A 16,679-nucleotide genomic window follows, 5' to 3' on the forward strand; every position below is an offset into this window, starting at 1 on the left:
GCCCTCGTCAGTGAGCGGATGTATAATCCTACCCCCTCAAACAAGTCAACAGACCACTACGGATTTTTTCAAAGAAATTTCCAAACATCTGAAAAATAACATACTTTTCGAATTTCAGGTAGCCGTGACTCAAACCTCGCGCCCAAAGCCCCCTCCCGCAAAGCATGACTCCACACAAAGCCCGCGGCGAAGCGGCAGCCGCCATCGGCCCGACACACAACCAACGAGACAATGAAGGGGCGCAAAGGTCTCCTTATGTGGGCGGGCGTGCCTGTGATAGAACCGGGGCAGTGCTTGCCGCGCGTCGTCCGCGGAGCGCGTTCGCGCGTGTCCGCCCCGAGAAATTCACAATCAAGTGCTCTGAAGCGACCTGGAGAAGGAATCGCCGGACGCGACGACCCGTCATTTGACGAGCACCCATCAAACGTGCAGATTTCGCGGCCAGATGCTTAGAAACGGAGTGTACTCTTGAACAAACGGAGGCAGGCGGCATGATGACGGACCGCAACATGCTGCGGTCTCTCGGCACCGAGCCGCCGATTCTTGCCGACGGCCGCCGTGCGCCGGACCGGCGGGAAATCTCGTTGCGCTGGCTGAGCGGTACCTTCCTTACCGGCATCACCTCGTGCGTGCTGATGGGCGTCGCATTGTTTGCCGCGCTCGATGGTCGCCAGCAGCTCGCCATTCCGGCGGAAGCCTATGCGGTCGCCGGACCGGACCAGAACGAGACCCAGGAAACCGCCAAACGCGGAGAACGGCTTCTCGGTCCGAACATCGCGGCAAGGCCTTCGGACAAGGCGATTCTCGAAGTGCCGACAGTCATTCACGAGGGAGAGACCGAGGTGGTGCGCCGGCAGCCCTTCATGCACGTGAAGATGAGCCTCGCCGCCAATTATACTGTTCAGGAGGACTATCCGAGGTTCGACCCGCTGGCGATCTTCGCAGACGACGGCGAAAAGAGCACGGCGCCGCGAACCGGCAGCCTCTACGGTTCCGACGTCGAATCCCAGGTGAGCTTAAGGACCGTCGCCTTTCCGGTATCAGGAAACGTTCACCCCTACGCCGGCGAGATGTCCTTCGACGAGGTGGAGGAGGCAGTTCGCACCAACGGATCGGTCTTGACCGACGGCAGCACGCAGATCGCCGCACTCTACTACATCGACCCGCAGCGTTTCGCCGACGACAGCGGCGTCGACCTGACCACCGGATTGGCCGCGCGCATCATCGAGCAGAACATGTCGGTATCGGCGCCCGAGCCACTCACGCCGCAAACACCCGAATATGCCGACGACATCATCCCGGTTCGCCGTGCGCAGTCGGTGGATGCCGCCATGATCGGCGCGGGCTACCCGCGGGCGGAAGCGGAGGACGTCGCACGCTACCTCGGCCCGCAGATCGGCGCGGACGGACTGTCCGAGGGCGACGTCCTCAGGATCGGCCTCATCCAGAAAGGAGAAGAGGCAAGGATCGTCCGTGTCAGTCTCTACCGACACGCCACACATGTCGTGACGCTTGCGCTGAACGACGCCGGCCGCCTGGTCGTCGGCAGCGAACCGCCCGTTCTCGACGCCATTGCGTCGGCCTTCGACGACCGGCCCATGTCAATTCCGGCCGGTCGCGACCTGCCGCGGGTATATGACGGCATCTACCGGGCGGCCATTTCCTACGGCATGAACCAACAGATGACAGCGCAGATCATTCGGCTGCTTGCCAGCAATGTCGATTTCCAGGCGCAGCTGAAGCCGACGGACATGCTGGAAGCCTTTTTCTCGGTGCCCGACGAGAACGGCCAAGCCACCGAGGAATCCGAACTTCTCTATGTCAGCGCCCGTTTCGGCGACACCCTGACGACTTTCTACCGCTTTCAGGACCCGGCCGATAACTCGATCGATTACTTCGATGCCGAGGGTAAGAGCATCCGCCAGTTCCTGCTCCGGAACCCGGTACCGAACGGTCGCTTCACCTCCGGCTTCGGTATGCGCCGCCATCCGATCCTCGGCTACTCCAAGATGCATACCGGCGCCGATTGGGCCGCCCCCCGCGGCACACCCATCATCGCCTCCGGCAACGGCGTCGTCGAAAAGGCGGGCTGGGACTCGGGTGGCTATGGAAACCAGACCCTCATCCGACACGCCAACGGTTACGTCACCTCCTACAATCACCAGAGCGCGATCGCGAAGGACGTCAAGCCGGGCGCGAAGGTCCGCCAGGGACAGGTGATCGGCTGGGTCGGAAATACCGGGCTTTCGACGGGTGCCCATCTGCACTACGAGCTGATCGTCAACGGCACCAAGGTCGATCCGCTGAAGGTCCGTCTTCCCGGCGGAAAGTCCCTGACCGGGGATGCGCTCGCCAAGTTCGAAGTGGAACGTCAGCGCATCGATTCACTGCTTGGCAACGTCGAGCGACAGAAGCAGCTAGCCGCGCGCTGAGGAACGGGAAATGATCGCACAGCGATCCGGCTACCCATGAAAAATGGCGGCACGCAGGCCGCCATTTCGTTGTTGCCGTCCTTGACGGGTCTGCCGCTTACGCCGCTTCGTCAGCCAGTTGCCGGACGCTGAACAGCAGTCGATCCGAGCCGGCGGTAATCGTCACTTTCGAACTATCCGGAATTCGACCCGAGAGAATCTGCTCCGCCATCGGATCCTGGACATATTTCTGGATGACCCGCTTCAGCGGCCGAGCCCCATAGACCGGATCATATCCCTTGTCCGCGAGCCAGTTGCGGGCGTCGTCGCCAAGCTCGAACTCGATCTTGCGTTCGGCGAGAAGGGCCACGAGCCGCTTCATCTGGATATCGACGATTGCTCCCATTTCCGTCCGCTGCAGACGATGGAAAAGGATGATCTCGTCGACACGGTTGAGGAATTCCGGCCGGAACGATGCCTTGACCACGTCCATCACCTGATCGCGGACCTGATCCGTATCGGAGCCTTCCGGCAGGTTTGTCAGGTACTCCGCCCCAAGGTTCGAGGTCATGATGATGATCGTGTTCTTGAAGTCCACGGTACGGCCCTGTCCGTCGGTCAGGCGGCCATCGTCGAGCACCTGCAACAGCACGTTGAACACGTCCGGATGGGCTTTCTCGATCTCGTCGAACAGCACGACCTGGTAGGGTTTGCGACGAACGGACTCGGTCAGCGCTCCACCCTCCTCGTAGCCGACATAGCCGGGAGGCGCGCCGATGAGGCGGGCAACCGAGTGCTTCTCCATGTATTCCGACATGTCGATGCGCACGAGAGCGGTGTCGTCGTCGAAGAGGAAGCGGGCAAGCGACTTGGTGAGCTCCGTCTTGCCGACGCCGGTCGGGCCGAGGAAGATGAAGGAGCCGATCGGGCGGTTCGGGTCCTGCAGCCCGGCACGCGACCGGCGAACGGCACGCGACACCGCCTGCACCGCATCGCCCTGGCCGACTACCGATTTCGCCAGCTCGTCTTCCATGCGCAGCAGCTTGTCGCGCTCGCCTTCCAGCATCTTGTCGACCGGAATCCCGGTCCAGCGCGACACGACATGAGCGATCGCGTCCGGCGTCACGACTTCCTGCACCATGGCATTGGTCGTGCTGTCCTGCGCCTCGGCTTGTGCCAACTGCTTCTCAAGATCCGGAATGACGCCGTAGGTCAGTTCGCCGGCGCGCTGGAATTCACCCTTGCGTTGGGCGACCGCCAGTTCGTTACGCGCTTCGTCGAGCTTGCCCTTGAGCTCGGCGGCAAGGCCGAGCTTCTGCTTTTCCGCCTGCCAGCGCGCCGTTAGCGCATCGGCCTGCTCTTCCAGCGACGTCACCTCGGCCTCCAACCGCACCAGCCGGTCGGCGGACGCGCTGTCGGTTTCCTTCTTCAGCGCCTCGCGCTCGATCTTCAGCTGCATGATGCGGCGGTCGAGCTCGTCGAGCTCCTCGGGCTTCGAATCCACCTGCATCCTCAGCCGCGAGGCGGCCTCGTCCATCAGATCGATTGCCTTGTCCGGCAGGAAGCGGTCGGTGATATAGCGGTTCGACAACGTCGAGGCCGCGACGATCGCGGAGTCGGAAATACGCACCTTGTGGTGTTGTTCGTACTTCTCCTTCAGCCCACGCAGGATCGAGATTGTATCCTCGACGGTCGGCTCGTCGACCATCACGGGCTGGAAACGACGGGCAAGCGCCGCATCCTTTTCGACATGCTTGCGGTATTCGTCAAGCGTGGTCGCCCCGACGCAGTGCAGTTCGCCGCGCGCAAGGGCCGGCTTCAGGAGGTTTGAGGCGTCCATCGCGCCGTCGGCCTTGCCGGCGCCGACGAGCGTATGCATCTCATCGATGAACAGGATGATTTCGCCACTCTCCGCCTGCACTTCGTTCAAGACGGCCTTCAGGCGTTCCTCGAATTCACCACGGTATTTCGCGCCGGCGATCAGTGCACCCATGTCGAGGGCCATCAGCCGCTTGTCCTTCAGGCTCTCCGGAACGTCGCCGTTGACGATACGCAGAGCGAGACCTTCGGCGATGGCCGTCTTGCCGACGCCGGGCTCGCCGATCAGGACCGGGTTGTTCTTCGTCCGGCGTGACAGCACCTGGATGGTGCGGCGGATCTCGTCGTCACGGCCGATGACCGGATCGAGCTTTCCGTCGCGTGCTTCGGCCGTGAGGTCGCGAGCATATTTCTTCAGAGCATCGAATCCCTGCTCGGCACTCGCCGTGTCGGCCGTGCGACCCTTGCGGATTTCGTTTATGACCTGATTGAGCGTTGTCGCCGTGACGCCGGCCTTCTTCAGGCTGGCGGAGGTCGATGCAGATGGCTCGATTGCCAGCGCCAGCAGCAGGCGTTCGACGGTGACGAAACTGTCACCGGCCTTCTTTGCCGCCTCTTCGGCGGTCGAAAACACCTTGGCGAGCGGTTGCGAAAGATAGACTTGGCCGCCGCCACCGGAAACCTTCGGAAGCTTGGAAAGGGCCATGTCGTTGGCCAGACGCGCTTCCTTCGGATCGCCGCCGGCGCGCGTGATGAGAGACGCCGCCATGCCCTGATCGTCGTCCAGAAGGACCTTGAGGACATGTTCGGCCGTAAATTGCTGATGGCCTTCCGACAGTGCGTGGGTCTGTGCCGACTGCAGGAAGCCGCGAACCCGCTCGGAATATTTCTCGATGTTCATCGCCTATCTCCACGAGCTGCACTGCCCGCAACGGCACAATGCAGCGGTTAAGGATCGGGCCCCCTGAACAGGCGAACCCGCGGGCGTGTTCGCCCTTGTGATCGAGATATGGGGAAAGAATTTCGGCGTTTAAAGAGGAACTTAAACGAAAAACTCCGGCACGTGGCCGGAGTCTCTCGATCCTTTACTTCGCAACAGCGGCGGTCGCCTATTCGGAGGCAGCCGCGGCCAGCTCCGGCTTTTCCGAGCTCGACTCGGCGTCAGTCGATCCTACCTCACCGGCATCATCCGCCTGCGCGCCGCCACCACCGCCGCGACGCTGGCGGCGCGGACGCGAGCCTGAATTGCGACGACGAGGCTGCCGTTGCTCGCCACCTTCCTCCGCAGCCTCTTCGGCAGCGGCGACCTCCACCGGAGTCCCCTCGATCACGGGTTGCGGGCCGCTTCCGGCAATCTCGGCCGGACGCGGCGCAGCCGGTGCCGCATGATGAACGGTCGGTTCATCGAGGATGTCCATGTCATCGACGTCTCGGTCGGCGTAGTCCCCGCGGTCATCGCGCTGGAAACGCTCCTGCATCTGCGCCTGAGCGGCAGCGATGATGCGATTGTAGTGCTCGGCGTGCTGGAGGTAATTTTCCGCCATGACACGGTCGCCGGAACTCTGGGCATCACGAGCAAGCGCTGCATACTTCTCGGCGATGTGCTGGGCAGTACCACGAATCTTCACATCGGGACCGGAGCTGTCATAGGTTCGCGTCAGCGGATTGGCGCCCTTGCGGTTGAAGTTGCCGCCGCCGCCGCCGTTGCCGCCACGCCCGCGACCACGCTTGTTCTGCTGTCCTGGCCTCATCGATTATTCACCTGAATTCTCTTGATTGCTGATAGATTGGCTACGCTGCCGCATCTGGTTAGACCGGATCAAAGCTCCGCGTGCCGCGGGCATGGTGCGCCATTGCTTCATCTGCCGCTGGTGAAAGCCAAATTAACTGATCACGCAACGGGATCTGCTTGCTTCGCGAAACTCCAAAGGAGCCGAAATCGAAGCCGCCCCAGACCCGAACGAATCTCTGTTCATTCCCCGCTGCCCGCTGCGTGCCCGCAACCTAGCCCGCTTCCTTCGGAAAACCAAGCGTTTTCTTCGCAAGTCGGAAACAACTTAGCACGCGCAGCAATTTCGCGTCGTGAACAGCAGGACCCGGTCATTGCCGCCATAGTCGCGATGCGCCTCGAGCAGGGAAAAACCTGCATTTTCGAACAGCGCGGTGACGCTCTTCTTCTGGTCATAGCCGATCTCGACGACCACCAAACCGTTCGTCTGCAGGAAGTTGCCCGCTCCCGTCGAGAGCGCCCGGTAGGCATCAAGACCGTCTTGACCACCGTCCAAGGCTGCGAACGGATCGTAGTCCCGGACCTCCGGGTCCAGCTCGGCGACCACGCCTGTCGGAATATAGGGAGGATTGGACACGATGATGTCGAACCTTCCCTTGATGTTCGCGAACCACGCGCTGCGCACGGTCTCGAACCGCTCGGCGACGCCATTGATGTAGGCATTGCGTTCCGCCGTCGAAAGAGCCTCTTCGGAAATATCGCTTCCGACGGCGCGAGCCTGCGGACACTCCTTGAGCAGGGCGAGCGCGATCGCCCCCGTTCCAACACCGAGATCGAGCAGCCGCGCACTGCCCTTTTCAGCAATCATCCGCTTCAAATGCGGCAACACGCAATCGACCAGAATTTCGGTATCCGGCCGTGGCTCGAGAGTCTCCGGAGAAAGCCGAAGGTCCAGCCCGTAGAAGGCCCGATGCCCCAGAATCCGGTGAACTGGCTCGTGCTTGCAGCGACGCGTGATGGCCACCCGCACCTGCTCGGCCTCTTCATGGGAAACGGCGGCGTCCCCTCGCATCACGACGTCGGAGAGCGACAGGCCAAGAACGCCGGCGACGAGAACACGCGCATCAGTCGATGGATCGGCCAGCTCAGCCTCGGCAAAACGCCGCCTCGCTTCGGCAATCAACAGGCTGACTGTATCGGGTTGCCCGCTCACGACTGCTCGCCGAGCTGCGCAAGCTGACCGGCCTGGTAGTCGGAGATCAGGGCATCCACGAGTTCGTCGATATCGCCCTCCATCATCCGGTCCAGCTTGTAGAGAGTAAGATTGATGCGGTGATCGGTGACCCGGCCCTGTGGAAAATTGTAGGTGCGAATACGTTCGGATCGGTCTCCGGACCCTACCTGGCTCCGGCGATCCGCCGAGCGCTCGCTTTCGGTCCGTTGACGCTCCATGTCGTAGAGCCTAGAACGCAGGACCTGCATCGCCTTGGCCCGGTTCTGATGCTGCGACTTCTCCGAACTCGTAACCACGAGCCCCGTCGGCAGGTGCGTGATACGTACCGCCGAGTCAGTGGTGTTGACGTGCTGCCCGCCAGCGCCGGACGAGCGCATCGTGTCGATCCGGATGTCCTCCGGACGTATCTCGACATCGATCTCCTCGGCCTCCGGCAGCACCGCCACGGTTGCTGCCGACGTATGAATGCGACCGCTCGCCTCCGTTTCCGGGACGCGCTGCACGCGGTGCACGCCGGACTCGAATTTCAGTTTCGAGAACGCGCCGCGGCCGGTGATGGACGCGATGATTTCCTTGTAGCCGCCCGCCTCGCCTTCGCTGGCCGACAGGACCTCGACCCTCCACCCTTTGGAACTGGCGAAGCGCTCGTACATCCGGAAGAGGTCACCGGCAAACAGCGCCGCTTCCGAACCGCCGGTGCCGGCGCGAATTTCGAGAATGGCGCTCTTTTCGTCCGCTGCGTCCTTCGGCAGAAGGAGGATCTGGATATCTGTCTCGAGCGCCGCAATGCGCTCCTCGACCTCGGGAATCTCGGTCTCGGCAAGAGCACGCATCTCACGATCGGTCGATTTGTCGGCCAGCATCGATCGCAGGCCCGCAAACTCGGAGATCGCCACCTCGTATTCGCGAACCTTGCCGACGACCGGCTGCAACTCGGCATATTCCGACGCGAGCTTGACGTAGACGTCCGCGGCCGGCCCGGCCGACATGCGAGCCTCGATCTCACCGAATCGGCGTTCGAGCTCACGCATCTTATCGACAGGTAGCTTTGCCACTCTCTACTCCAGGCAGATCATTCAAAGGGGAATGTTGTTGTCTTCCGCGAATCCGGTGAGGATGTCGCGTACAGGCAGATGCGTGCGGTGATCGTCCAGCGCGCCGTCCAGCAGCTTGCTCAGGCGGTCGACATCCAGCGCCAGAAGCATCGCCTTGATCGGGCCGATCGACGTCGCCGACATCGAGATCGACCGGAAGCCGAGCCCGAGAAGAGCCATCGCGCTCAGAGGCTTGCCCGCCATCTCGCCGCACAGCGTCAGCGGCGTCCCGGCCTTGTCGGCGGCGCGGACGATGTCGCGAAGAATGCGCAGGAACGATCGGCCGAGCACGTCGAAGCGGTCCGCCACCCGGGCATTGCCGCGGTCGACAGCCATCGAAAACTGGAAGAGGTCGTTGGAGCCGACGGACACGAAGTCCACCTCCTCCATCAGCTCCTCCAGTTGCCACAGCAGAGCAGGAACCTCGAGCATCACGCCGAACTGCAGGCGCTTCGGCAGCTGGTGTCCGAACTTGGAGAGGTGCTGGACCTCCTTCTGCATCAGTTCGCGCACTGCGCGAATTTCGGAGACCTCGGTCACCATCGGCAGCATCATCTTGAGTTCGGCGCCCGCCGACGCTTTCAGGAGCGCCCTGAGCTGAGTGCGCAACAGCCCGGGCCGGTCGAGCGACAGGCGTATCGCGCGCCAGCCGAGCGCCGGGTTTTCCTCTTCCTGCGACCGAAAATAGGAAACGACCTTGTCGCCGCCGATATCCAGCGTGCGAAACGTCACCGGTCGACCGTCGGCCTGGCGCAGAACGCTGCGGTAGAAATTCTCCTGTTCTTCCGCTTTCGGCATCGTGGAAGAAATCATGAACTGCAGTTCGGTACGGAACAATCCGATGCCTTCTGCACCCGAAGCGGCCAGTTGCGGCAGATCGACGAGCAGGCCGGCATTCATCTGGAGGAGGATACGCTTGCCGTCCTTCGTCAGCGGCTCCACGTCGCGAAGCGCCCGGAACTGCTCCTGCCGACGCGCGCGCAATTTCACCTTCTCTTCGTATGCCTTCTGAAGGTCCGCCATTGGCCGGACGTGGACCTTTCCGTCGTCACCGTCGATGATGACAGGATCGCCATTCTCGGCAAGCGCTACCGCGCCCGCCGCTTGGCCGACAACCGGGATACCCATCGCGCGGGCGACGATCACGACGTGACTCGTCACCGCCCCCTCTTCCAGCACCAGCCCGCGAATATGGCTGCGCGGATAGTCGAGCAGTTCCGCGGCACCCATGGCGCGCGCGAGAATGATCGCGTCGGACGGAAAGCCTTCCGATGCACTCCGCGACGAAAAACCGGTCAGCTGTCTGAGCAGGCGGTTGGCGAGGTCGTCGAAGTCGTGCATCCGCTCCCGAAGATAAGGATCCGTCAGACGGATCATGCGGGCCTTGGTGTCGCTCTGCACCTTCTCGACCGCCGCCTCCGCGGTCAGTCCATTATGGATCGCCTCTTCCATGCGGCGGACCCAGCCCTGATCGTGGGCGAACATACGGTAGGTCTCAAGCACTTCGCGGTGCTCGCCTTCCATTGCGACTTCACGCCGTGACAACATGTCATCGATCGAGATGCGCAGCGAACCGAGCGCATCGGCGAGCCGTCGGATTTCCTTCTCGCTGTCTTCGTTGAGAAGGTTGGTGACCACAATGCGCGGTTCGTGCAGCACGACATAGCCAAGCCCGATCCCCTCGCCATAGCTGTCCCCTTCGATGGTGACTGCCCGCGTAAGGTCGAGTTCGAGACCCGGCCTGGTGATCTTCTTCAGTTCGCCCGTCGCGATCATCTCGGCCAGCACCATGGCTGTCGTCTCGAGCGCTTCAAGTTCATCCTCCCGGTAATTCCGCTGTGCCTTGTTCTGGACCACGAGAACGCCAAGACTGCGGCCGGCTCTCAGAATCGGCACACCGAGGAAGGAATGATAGATTTCTTCCCCAGTCTCAGGGAGATAGCGGAACGCCGGATGGGCCTGAGCATCCGAGAGATTGAGCGATTGCGCGCTTGCTGCGATCGTACCGACAAGCCCCTGCCCCATTTTCAGCTGGGCAAGGTGCACCGCGTCCTTGTTGAGACCTTCGGTCGCGTAGAGTTCGAGGACGCCGTCGGAGCGCAGCACATAGACGGAGCACACTTCCGCGACCATGTTGCTCGCGATCTGACGAACAATCCGGTCAAGGCGCTCCTGTGGCTCAAGCGGCTCCGCCATCAGTTCGCGGAGCCGTTTGAGGAGGACGCGTGGACCGGCAGACAGGTCTCTCATCGCGCGCATGCTCCCGAAAACGGTCTATGGACGGGGCGGACCGCCACCCGCGTCAATCGTCGAGAGTGGCAGACCGCCTCAGCGGAATCAATTCTTATCGAGGCCGTAGCAGGAATGCAAAGTCCGGACCGCGAGTTCGGCATAGGGGCCGTCGATCAGGATAGAGATCTTGATCTCCGACGTGGTGATCGCCTTGATGTTGATGCCCTTTTCAGCGAGCGCCTTGAAGGCGGTGGCCGCCACGCCGGCATGGCTGCGCATGCCGATACCGATGACCGACACCTTGACCAGCCCTGATTCGCTCTGGAGCACGTCGTAGCCGATCTTCTCCTTGTTGTCGCCGAGAACGGCGAGCGCCTTTTCGACGTCGCCCGAGGGAACCGTAAAGGTCATATCCGTCCGGGTTCCGTCCTCGGAGATATTCTGAACGATCATGTCGACATTGATATGCGCCTCGGCGAGCGGACCGAAGATCGCGGCGGAAACGCCCGGCCGGTCTGCGACGCGGCGCAGCGAGATTTGCGCTTCATCCTTGGCATACGCAATGCCGGTGACAACTTCCTGTTCCACGATCTCTTCCTCATCGCAAATCAACGTACCGGGCGGATTGAGAAGGTCGCCCATCCCCGGAGCATCCGGGTCCTCGAAACTCGAGCGCACGAAGGTCCGCACCTTGTGCACCATGGCCAGCTCGACCGAGCGCACCTGAAGCACCTTCGCGCCCAACGACGCCATTTCCAGCATTTCCTCGAAGGCGATCTTCTTCAGTCTTCGCGCCTTCGGTTCGACACGCGGGTCCGTCGTATAGACACCGTCGACGTCCGTGTAGATATCGCAACGATCGGCCTTGACCGCGGCGGCGATCGCCACCGCCGACGTGTCCGAACCGCCACGACCAAGCGTCGAGATGCGATTATCGGGGCCGATACCCTGGAAGCCGGCGACAACCGCCACCTGCCCCTCGCCCATCCGCCGGATGATGTCCGAACCATCGATCTCCTGAATGCGGGCGGCTCCGTGGGCATTGTCCGTCTTGATCGGAATCTGCCAGCCCTGCCAGGAGCGCGCGTTGATACCCATAGACTGCAGGGCGATCGCCAGCAGGCCGGAGGTTACCTGCTCCCCCGAGGCGACGACCGCGTCGTATTCGCGTGCGTCATAGAAAGGCGAGTCGGCGCCGGCGACCTTCGGTATGTTGCGCACCCAGTCGACCAGTTCGTTCGTCTTGCCTGACATGGCCGAAACGACAACCGCCACTTCGTGACCGGCATCGACCTCACGTTTCACATGCCGTGCGACATTGTGAATACGTTCGAGATTGGCGACGGAGGTTCCGCCGAATTTCATCACGATGCGAGCCATTGCCTTAACTACCGTCACGAATGTTGGGTACCGACCGGCACCGCTGAAGAAACCACCTGAGCCGCGAGGCGCAGACAAGTTGCGGTCTCATAGCCAAATCCCCCGGGAAGTTCAATGGCCCCGGGCCTGAAACGCCTTCAGCTCAGGGCTTCGGCGGCGAACGATGTGACCAGACGACGGAGCGCCGTGTTTTCGCGGCGGGAGGATACGGAATGCCCGACGTCGCAACAGGGCGGGCGGCTCAAGGATCGTTTCGGATCTTCTCGCCCCCCGGAGCGGCTGGAACAATGGCGGCGCTCATGTCGATGAGGAGGCAGGACACACGGTTCTGGTATCTGCACGAGATTGATCTGCGCGGCCGCCACGGCGATCGCGCAGATTCGTCTGGGCTCGTCAATCGTGCGACTGACAGGCAATCATTCCTTGGTTGCAACGCTTGATCAGACGCTTGCCCTCTGCCTGCTTGTTCTTCTCGCGGATCAACTCGCCACGATCCCGCGGCGGAAGGCGGCGCCCGCTTCGTTCATAGACGGGCTGCGCGTCGTCGTCCCACATCACTGGTGGTGGCGGTGGCGGCGGAGGGTCTCGCCGCGGCTCGCGAACGCGCCGGGACGGCTCGCGCCAGCCGTATTCCTCGTCGTCGTCCCACCGCGGCGGCGGAGGAGGACGGCGATAAACATCGCGGCGAACCGCCGGACGATAGTACCCGTCTCGCCACTCGTCGCGATCCCGATAGAAGTCACGGTCGCGATAGTAGCGGTCCCAGTAGGTGTCGATGCTGAACACCACGGTCGGAATGCCGAGCGGTTCGTAGTAGCTCGGGCCGACATAGACGCGGCGCTGCTCATAACTCGCCTGCAGATAGCTGCCTGATACCCAGCCACGGATGCCGCGGTAGTCGACGTCGCACCAGGCCTGGGAACTCAGGCACCCGCGGATGTCCACACGGCTGCCGTAAGGGATCACCAAGACGGGGGGATACTGCGTGCTCGGGCCCGAACGCATGTTGACGTCCGCCGTCGAATAAGCAGGTGCAGCGTCCGCAAGCGCCGGGATGGCAAGCATTCCCACGGCGGCCATCGCAAGTAGCGATAATCTCTTCATGATCGTCTCCTGAACCCCGGAACGGGGCCTATGCACATCAAAACGGTAACGTTTCGGCAATGTGGATGGTCCCTCTTTCAGGCTGTATTGAGGCAGGCTCACAGTTGCGGTGCGACCGCCGGAGATCCGTGGACTTGACATCCTCAGTCGATCGTCCGACTTGATTTCTTCGGGAATTCATGGAGATCGGCAAATGACCGAACAGGCGCGCACCACCATTGACCAGGTCGAGGTCGACCGTTTTTCGGCGATGGCCGCGGAATGGTGGGATCCCACGGGCAAGTTCAAACCACTGCACAAAATCAACCCGGTCCGGCTGACCTATATTCGCGACAAGGTGGCGGAGCATTTCGGACGCGATCCGAAAAGCCACCATCCGCTACAGGGACTGAGAATTCTCGACATCGGTTGCGGCGGCGGCCTGCTCTCCGAACCGGTCGCACGGATGGGCGCAACGGTGCTGGGCGCGGACGCCTCGGAAAGAAATATCGGCATCGCCCGCACTCATGCCGAGCAGACGGGAACCATCGTCGACTACCGTGCCGTGACGGCGGAAGCGCTGGCGGCGGCAGGCGAGCGCTTCGACGTGGTGTTGAACATGGAAGTCGTCGAACACGTTGCCGACGTGGATTTCTTCATCAGCACATGTGCTTCGATGGTGAAGCCCGGCGGGCTCATGCTGATCTCGACGATCAACCGTACACTGAAGGCCGCAGCGCTTGCCATCGTCGGCGCGGAATACGTTCTGGGCTGGCTGCCGCGCGGGACGCATCAGTACGAGAAGCTGGTGCGGCCGGAGGAAATCGAGCGGCCTCTGTCGGCAAGCGGCATGCAGATCCTCGAGACCAAGGGCGTCTTCTTCAATCCGCTGCAGAACCAGTGGAACCTGTCGGCCGACATCGACGTGAATTACATGGTGCTCGCCAGCCGTCCAAGGCAGGCGACATGAGTTCGCCGCAAGCCGTCATCGACTGCTGGCTCCGCCACGGCCCCGAAGCCTGGTTTTCAAGCAACGCGGCGCTCGATGCCGAGATCGCGGCCGATTATGCCGACTTGCATTTCCAGGCTTCCTGCCGTGCGCTCTCCAATTGGCAGGAGACGCCGGAAGGGACGCTGGCACTGCTTCTTCTCCTCGACCAATTCCCGCGCAATCTCTTCCGCGGCAGCGGCCACTCCTATGCGACGGATCCGCTCGCCCGCGCCACAGCCCGTCGCGCGCTCGCCAAGGGCTTCGACATGGAGGTGGAGCCGATCCTGCGTCCGTTCTTCTACCTGCCCTTCGAGCATTCGGAGGATCTGGAGGAACAGCAGTTCGGCATCTCCCTGTTCGAGAAACACCGTGACGAAACGGGCGACGCCGAGCCGTTGAAATGGGCTGTCCTGCATCTGGAACTGATCGAACGCTTCGGCCGCTTCCCCCACCGCAATGCCGCCCTCGGCCGCGAAACGACACCCGAGGAGCAAGCCTACCTCGACGCCGACGGTTTCAAGGGCTGAAGCCGCGATCAGACGGGTAAGGTCGTGATCAGCGACAGCAGGTCGGCTTGACTCTTTGAATTCTGGATGGAGAACACCTTCACCCGTTCTCGGTCGACCGCGTAAGGGACACCCTCTGAGGTGAAGGCGGACTTAAAGCTGAAAGCCTGCGGTGTCGGCCCGCGATCGGTGAGCAACTCGAATCGCTCCACAGCCTCCGTCCAAGTCGGAAGCTGCCCAGCGTTCATCCAGAACAAGACCAGTGGCGGCCAAGCATGTCGCTCGTTCCAGTGACGAGCATGCTTTAGCGCGTCGGCATGAACACCCGAATAGGTGAAGGCCATCAGGCTTTCGATGTCTTGCCAGAGAGAGAGTGACGAAACCCCACTGGTCCGGCCGGCCTCTTCCAGAAAGCGCGGGAAGACCTGCTCGCCCCAGCTTTCCGGTCCCGGCTCGGCTGCATAACCGGACCTTCCAACGAAACCGACAGCGCGCGTCGCTGCTTCGAAATTCAGCGGCTCACGCAACGCAAAACCTTGGACGGATGCGGCCAGGTATGAGGCGGTATGGACGCCGAAATTATAGACGGCCAGATGATGGGAACCGGCCTTCAATTCACGTCGTCCGGCAGCACCGGCAGCGGAGCGATCTCGATGCCCTCTTCGAGCAGCGACTGAACCTCGACCGGCGAGGCCTGGCCGATGATGCCGCGGGCCTCCGCCTCGCCGTAATGGATCTTGCGCGCCTCTTCCGGAAACTTCTCGCCCACGTCGTCGCTGCTCGCACGGATCTCGCGGATTGCTTCCTTGAGCTTGACGAAGGCCTGCTTCTGCACCTCGGAGACCGCGAGTGCCTGGGTTTCTTCCTTCTGTCGCGCAGTGGAAACGGCCGGCGCCATCAGCACCTTGGACACCTCCGCGGAGCCGCAGGCCGGACAGGTCAGATAGCCCGACGCCTTCTGCCGGTCGAAATCGGCGCTCTCAGAGAACCAGCCCTCGAACTCGTGCGCCTTGTCGCAGCACAGGGAATAGCGGATCAAACCGTGACGCCTCCCTTGGCGAGCACGGGGGCGATGTCGAGCGAAAAGTCGCGGCCGTTCCTGAGGTTGGGAATCTTGGCCCGGCAGGCCTTGACCGCCTCGAGGTCGATCTCGGCCACCACCACGTCCTCGCCGGTTCCGCCCGCTGACGCGAGCACCTTACCCCAGGGGCCAACGATCATCGAGTGCCCGAAGGTCTCGCGCCCGTCCTCGTGGAGTCCCGCTTGCGCGGCCGAGATGACATAGGCGCCGTTCTCGATGGCGCGCGCGCGAAGCAGGATCTCCCAATGCGCCTCGCCCGTTTGCTTGGTGAAGGCCGCCGGCGTCGTCAGGATCTCCGCGCCCGCCATGGCCTCCGCCCGGAAGAGATGCGGGAAGCGCACGTCGTAGCAGATGCCGAAGCCGAGCTTGCCGAAGGGCAGATCCGCGACGACCGCCCGCTCGCCGGGACGGTAGACGGCGCTTTCGCGCCAGCTCTCGCCATTGTCGAGATCGACGTCGAACATGTGGATCTTGTCGTAGGAACAGATCTTGCGACCGTCTGGCCCGAACAGGAAGGCGCGGTTGGCGATCTTGCCGTCGGCGAGCTTGATGGCCGTCGACCCAACATGCAGGTGGATGCCGAGCTCCTTGGCGAGTTCCGATGCCTTCTTTACGATGAGATCGGTCTCTTCGTCGCGTAGCACCGCCATCAGTCCCGGACGGTCCTTCTGAACGGCACCGGTCATTTCGGGCGTCTGCACGTAAGCGGCACCGCGACTGGCAGCTTCGCGCACGAGACGGGCCATGGCATCGGCATTCTTGTCCGGATTCACTCCGGAGCACATCTGGACTGCAGCAGCCTTGAATGTCATCGCGTCACGCCTCTAGCTTGCCAGCATCTCGTCGAGCTTGCCTGCCCGATCAAGCGCATGAAGATCATCGCAGCCGCCCACATGCTTGTCGCCGATGAATATCTGCGGGAAGGTCATGCCGCCATTCGACCGCGCGATCATCTCCTCCCGCACCTCGGGTCTCCCGGTCGCATCATGTTCGACATAGGCGACGCCTTTTGCCTCCAGCAGCGCCTTGGCGCGTGCGCAATAGCCGCAGAATTGGCGTGTATAGATCGTCACCGATGCCATGCATTTCTCCGATGCCCGCCGGGGCTGAAGTGGATATC

14 protein-coding genes are annotated in these 16,679 nt (G+C 62.3%); 3 read left to right on the forward strand and 11 right to left on the reverse strand.

All coding sequences use genetic code 11. The features are described 5' to 3' along the window. Nucleotides 1-491: 491 nt before the first annotated feature. Entirely contained in the window at nucleotides 492-2,432 is a 1,941-nt protein-coding gene (locus tag NHF53_RS18980; protein WP_252835595.1) for a M23 family metallopeptidase, read from the forward strand. A 97-nt stretch (nucleotides 2,433-2,529) separates the two neighbouring features. On the opposite strand, the gene clpB is transcribed toward NHF53_RS18980, so the two are convergent. From clpB to NHF53_RS19015, 7 genes are all read right to left on the reverse strand, one after another. Then, entirely contained in the window at nucleotides 2,530-5,130 is a 2,601-nt protein-coding gene (gene clpB / locus NHF53_RS18985) for an ATP-dependent chaperone ClpB (protein WP_252835596.1), read from the reverse strand. Nucleotides 5,131-5,338: 208 nt separating this feature from the next. Next, the gene (locus NHF53_RS18990; RefSeq protein WP_252835597.1) at nucleotides 5,339-5,980 is read right to left on the reverse strand and encodes a DUF4167 domain-containing protein; all 642 of its coding nucleotides are present in this window, start codon (nucleotides 5,978-5,980) and stop codon (nucleotides 5,339-5,341) included. 306 nt (nucleotides 5,981-6,286) lie between these two features. Further along, nucleotides 6,287-7,171: a peptide chain release factor N(5)-glutamine methyltransferase gene (prmC, locus tag NHF53_RS18995; RefSeq protein ID WP_252835598.1), complete on the reverse strand. Its 885-nt coding sequence runs from the start codon at nucleotides 7,169-7,171 to the stop codon at nucleotides 6,287-6,289. Then, nucleotides 7,168-8,247: a peptide chain release factor 1 gene (gene prfA, locus NHF53_RS19000; protein ID WP_252835599.1), complete on the reverse strand. Its 1,080-nt coding sequence runs from the start codon at nucleotides 8,245-8,247 to the stop codon at nucleotides 7,168-7,170. The genes prmC and prfA overlap by 4 nt, the downstream gene beginning before the upstream one ends. 21 nt (nucleotides 8,248-8,268) lie before the next feature. Continuing rightward, the gene (gene ptsP, locus NHF53_RS19005; RefSeq protein WP_114362983.1) at nucleotides 8,269-10,536 is read right to left on the reverse strand and encodes a phosphoenolpyruvate--protein phosphotransferase; all 2,268 of its coding nucleotides are present in this window, start codon (nucleotides 10,534-10,536) and stop codon (nucleotides 8,269-8,271) included. A gap of 87 nt (nucleotides 10,537-10,623) precedes the next feature. Then, on the reverse strand, nucleotides 10,624-11,898 hold the full coding sequence (locus NHF53_RS19010; protein ID WP_252835600.1) for an aspartate kinase: 1,275 nt from the start codon (nucleotides 11,896-11,898) through the stop codon (nucleotides 10,624-10,626). Nucleotides 11,899-12,291: 393 nt separating this feature from the next. Then, nucleotides 12,292-13,002, reverse strand: a complete 711-nt coding sequence (locus tag NHF53_RS19015; RefSeq protein ID WP_252835601.1) for an SH3 domain-containing protein — start codon at nucleotides 13,000-13,002, stop codon at nucleotides 12,292-12,294. A gap of 193 nt (nucleotides 13,003-13,195) precedes the next feature. Between NHF53_RS19015 and ubiG the strand changes: the two genes are divergently transcribed. Further along, complete coding sequence (gene ubiG / locus NHF53_RS19020) at nucleotides 13,196-13,951, forward strand: bifunctional 2-polyprenyl-6-hydroxyphenol methylase/3-demethylubiquinol 3-O-methyltransferase UbiG (RefSeq protein WP_252835602.1); 756 nt, start codon at nucleotides 13,196-13,198, stop codon at nucleotides 13,949-13,951. After that, entirely contained in the window at nucleotides 13,948-14,499 is a 552-nt protein-coding gene (locus tag NHF53_RS19025; protein ID WP_252835603.1) for a DUF924 family protein, read from the forward strand. The genes ubiG and NHF53_RS19025 overlap by 4 nt, the downstream gene beginning before the upstream one ends. An 8-nt stretch (nucleotides 14,500-14,507) precedes the next feature. On the opposite strand, the gene NHF53_RS19030 is transcribed toward NHF53_RS19025, so the two are convergent. From NHF53_RS19030 to grxC, 4 genes are read right to left on the reverse strand one after another with little or no spacing between them, the layout of a single operon-like run. Then, nucleotides 14,508-15,092 carry a DUF3291 domain-containing protein gene (locus NHF53_RS19030; protein ID WP_252835604.1) on the reverse strand — a complete coding sequence of 195 codons (585 nt, stop codon included), beginning with the start codon at nucleotides 15,090-15,092 and terminating at the stop codon, nucleotides 14,508-14,510. Next, entirely contained in the window at nucleotides 15,089-15,517 is a 429-nt protein-coding gene (locus tag NHF53_RS19035; RefSeq protein WP_252835605.1) for a DUF1178 family protein, read from the reverse strand. Before NHF53_RS19035 ends, NHF53_RS19030 begins: the two co-directional genes overlap by 4 nt. Further along, nucleotides 15,514-16,371, reverse strand: coding sequence for a carbon-nitrogen hydrolase family protein (locus NHF53_RS19040; RefSeq protein ID WP_252835606.1), 858 nt, complete (start codon nucleotides 16,369-16,371; stop codon nucleotides 15,514-15,516). The genes NHF53_RS19035 and NHF53_RS19040 overlap by 4 nt, the downstream gene beginning before the upstream one ends. 12 nt (nucleotides 16,372-16,383) lie before the next feature. Continuing rightward, nucleotides 16,384-16,641 (reverse strand): glutaredoxin 3, encoded by a 258-nt coding sequence (gene grxC / locus NHF53_RS19045; RefSeq protein ID WP_114362974.1) that lies wholly within the window; start codon nucleotides 16,639-16,641, stop codon nucleotides 16,384-16,386. Between the last annotated feature and the right edge of the window lie 38 nt (nucleotides 16,642-16,679).

Source organism: Ciceribacter sp. RN22 (assembly GCF_024054295.1).
Taxonomy (GTDB): domain Bacteria; phylum Pseudomonadota; class Alphaproteobacteria; order Rhizobiales; family Rhizobiaceae; genus Allorhizobium; species Allorhizobium lividum.

Coding starts and splice junctions, on each gene's coding strand:
- NHF53_RS19010 (WP_252835600.1), bottom strand. CDS start 11,898: ATGGCTCGCATCGTGATGAAATTCGGCGGAACCTCCGTCGCCAATCTC.
- NHF53_RS18980 (WP_252835595.1), top strand. CDS start 492: ATGATGACGGACCGCAACATGCTGCGGTCTCTCGGCACCGAGCCGCCG.
- clpB (WP_252835596.1), bottom strand. CDS start 5,130: ATGAACATCGAGAAATATTCCGAGCGGGTTCGCGGCTTCCTGCAGTCG.
- NHF53_RS19015 (WP_252835601.1), bottom strand. CDS start 13,002: ATGAAGAGATTATCGCTACTTGCGATGGCCGCCGTGGGAATGCTTGCC.
- NHF53_RS19025 (WP_252835603.1), top strand. CDS start 13,948: ATGAGTTCGCCGCAAGCCGTCATCGACTGCTGGCTCCGCCACGGCCCC.
- NHF53_RS19040 (WP_252835606.1), bottom strand. CDS start 16,371: ATGACATTCAAGGCTGCTGCAGTCCAGATGTGCTCCGGAGTGAATCCG.
- grxC (WP_114362974.1), bottom strand. CDS start 16,641: ATGGCATCGGTGACGATCTATACACGCCAATTCTGCGGCTATTGCGCA.
- ptsP (WP_114362983.1), bottom strand. CDS start 10,536: ATGAGAGACCTGTCTGCCGGTCCACGCGTCCTCCTCAAACGGCTCCGC.
- NHF53_RS18990 (WP_252835597.1), bottom strand. CDS start 5,980: ATGAGGCCAGGACAGCAGAACAAGCGTGGTCGCGGGCGTGGCGGCAAC.
- ubiG (WP_252835602.1), top strand. CDS start 13,196: ATGACCGAACAGGCGCGCACCACCATTGACCAGGTCGAGGTCGACCGT.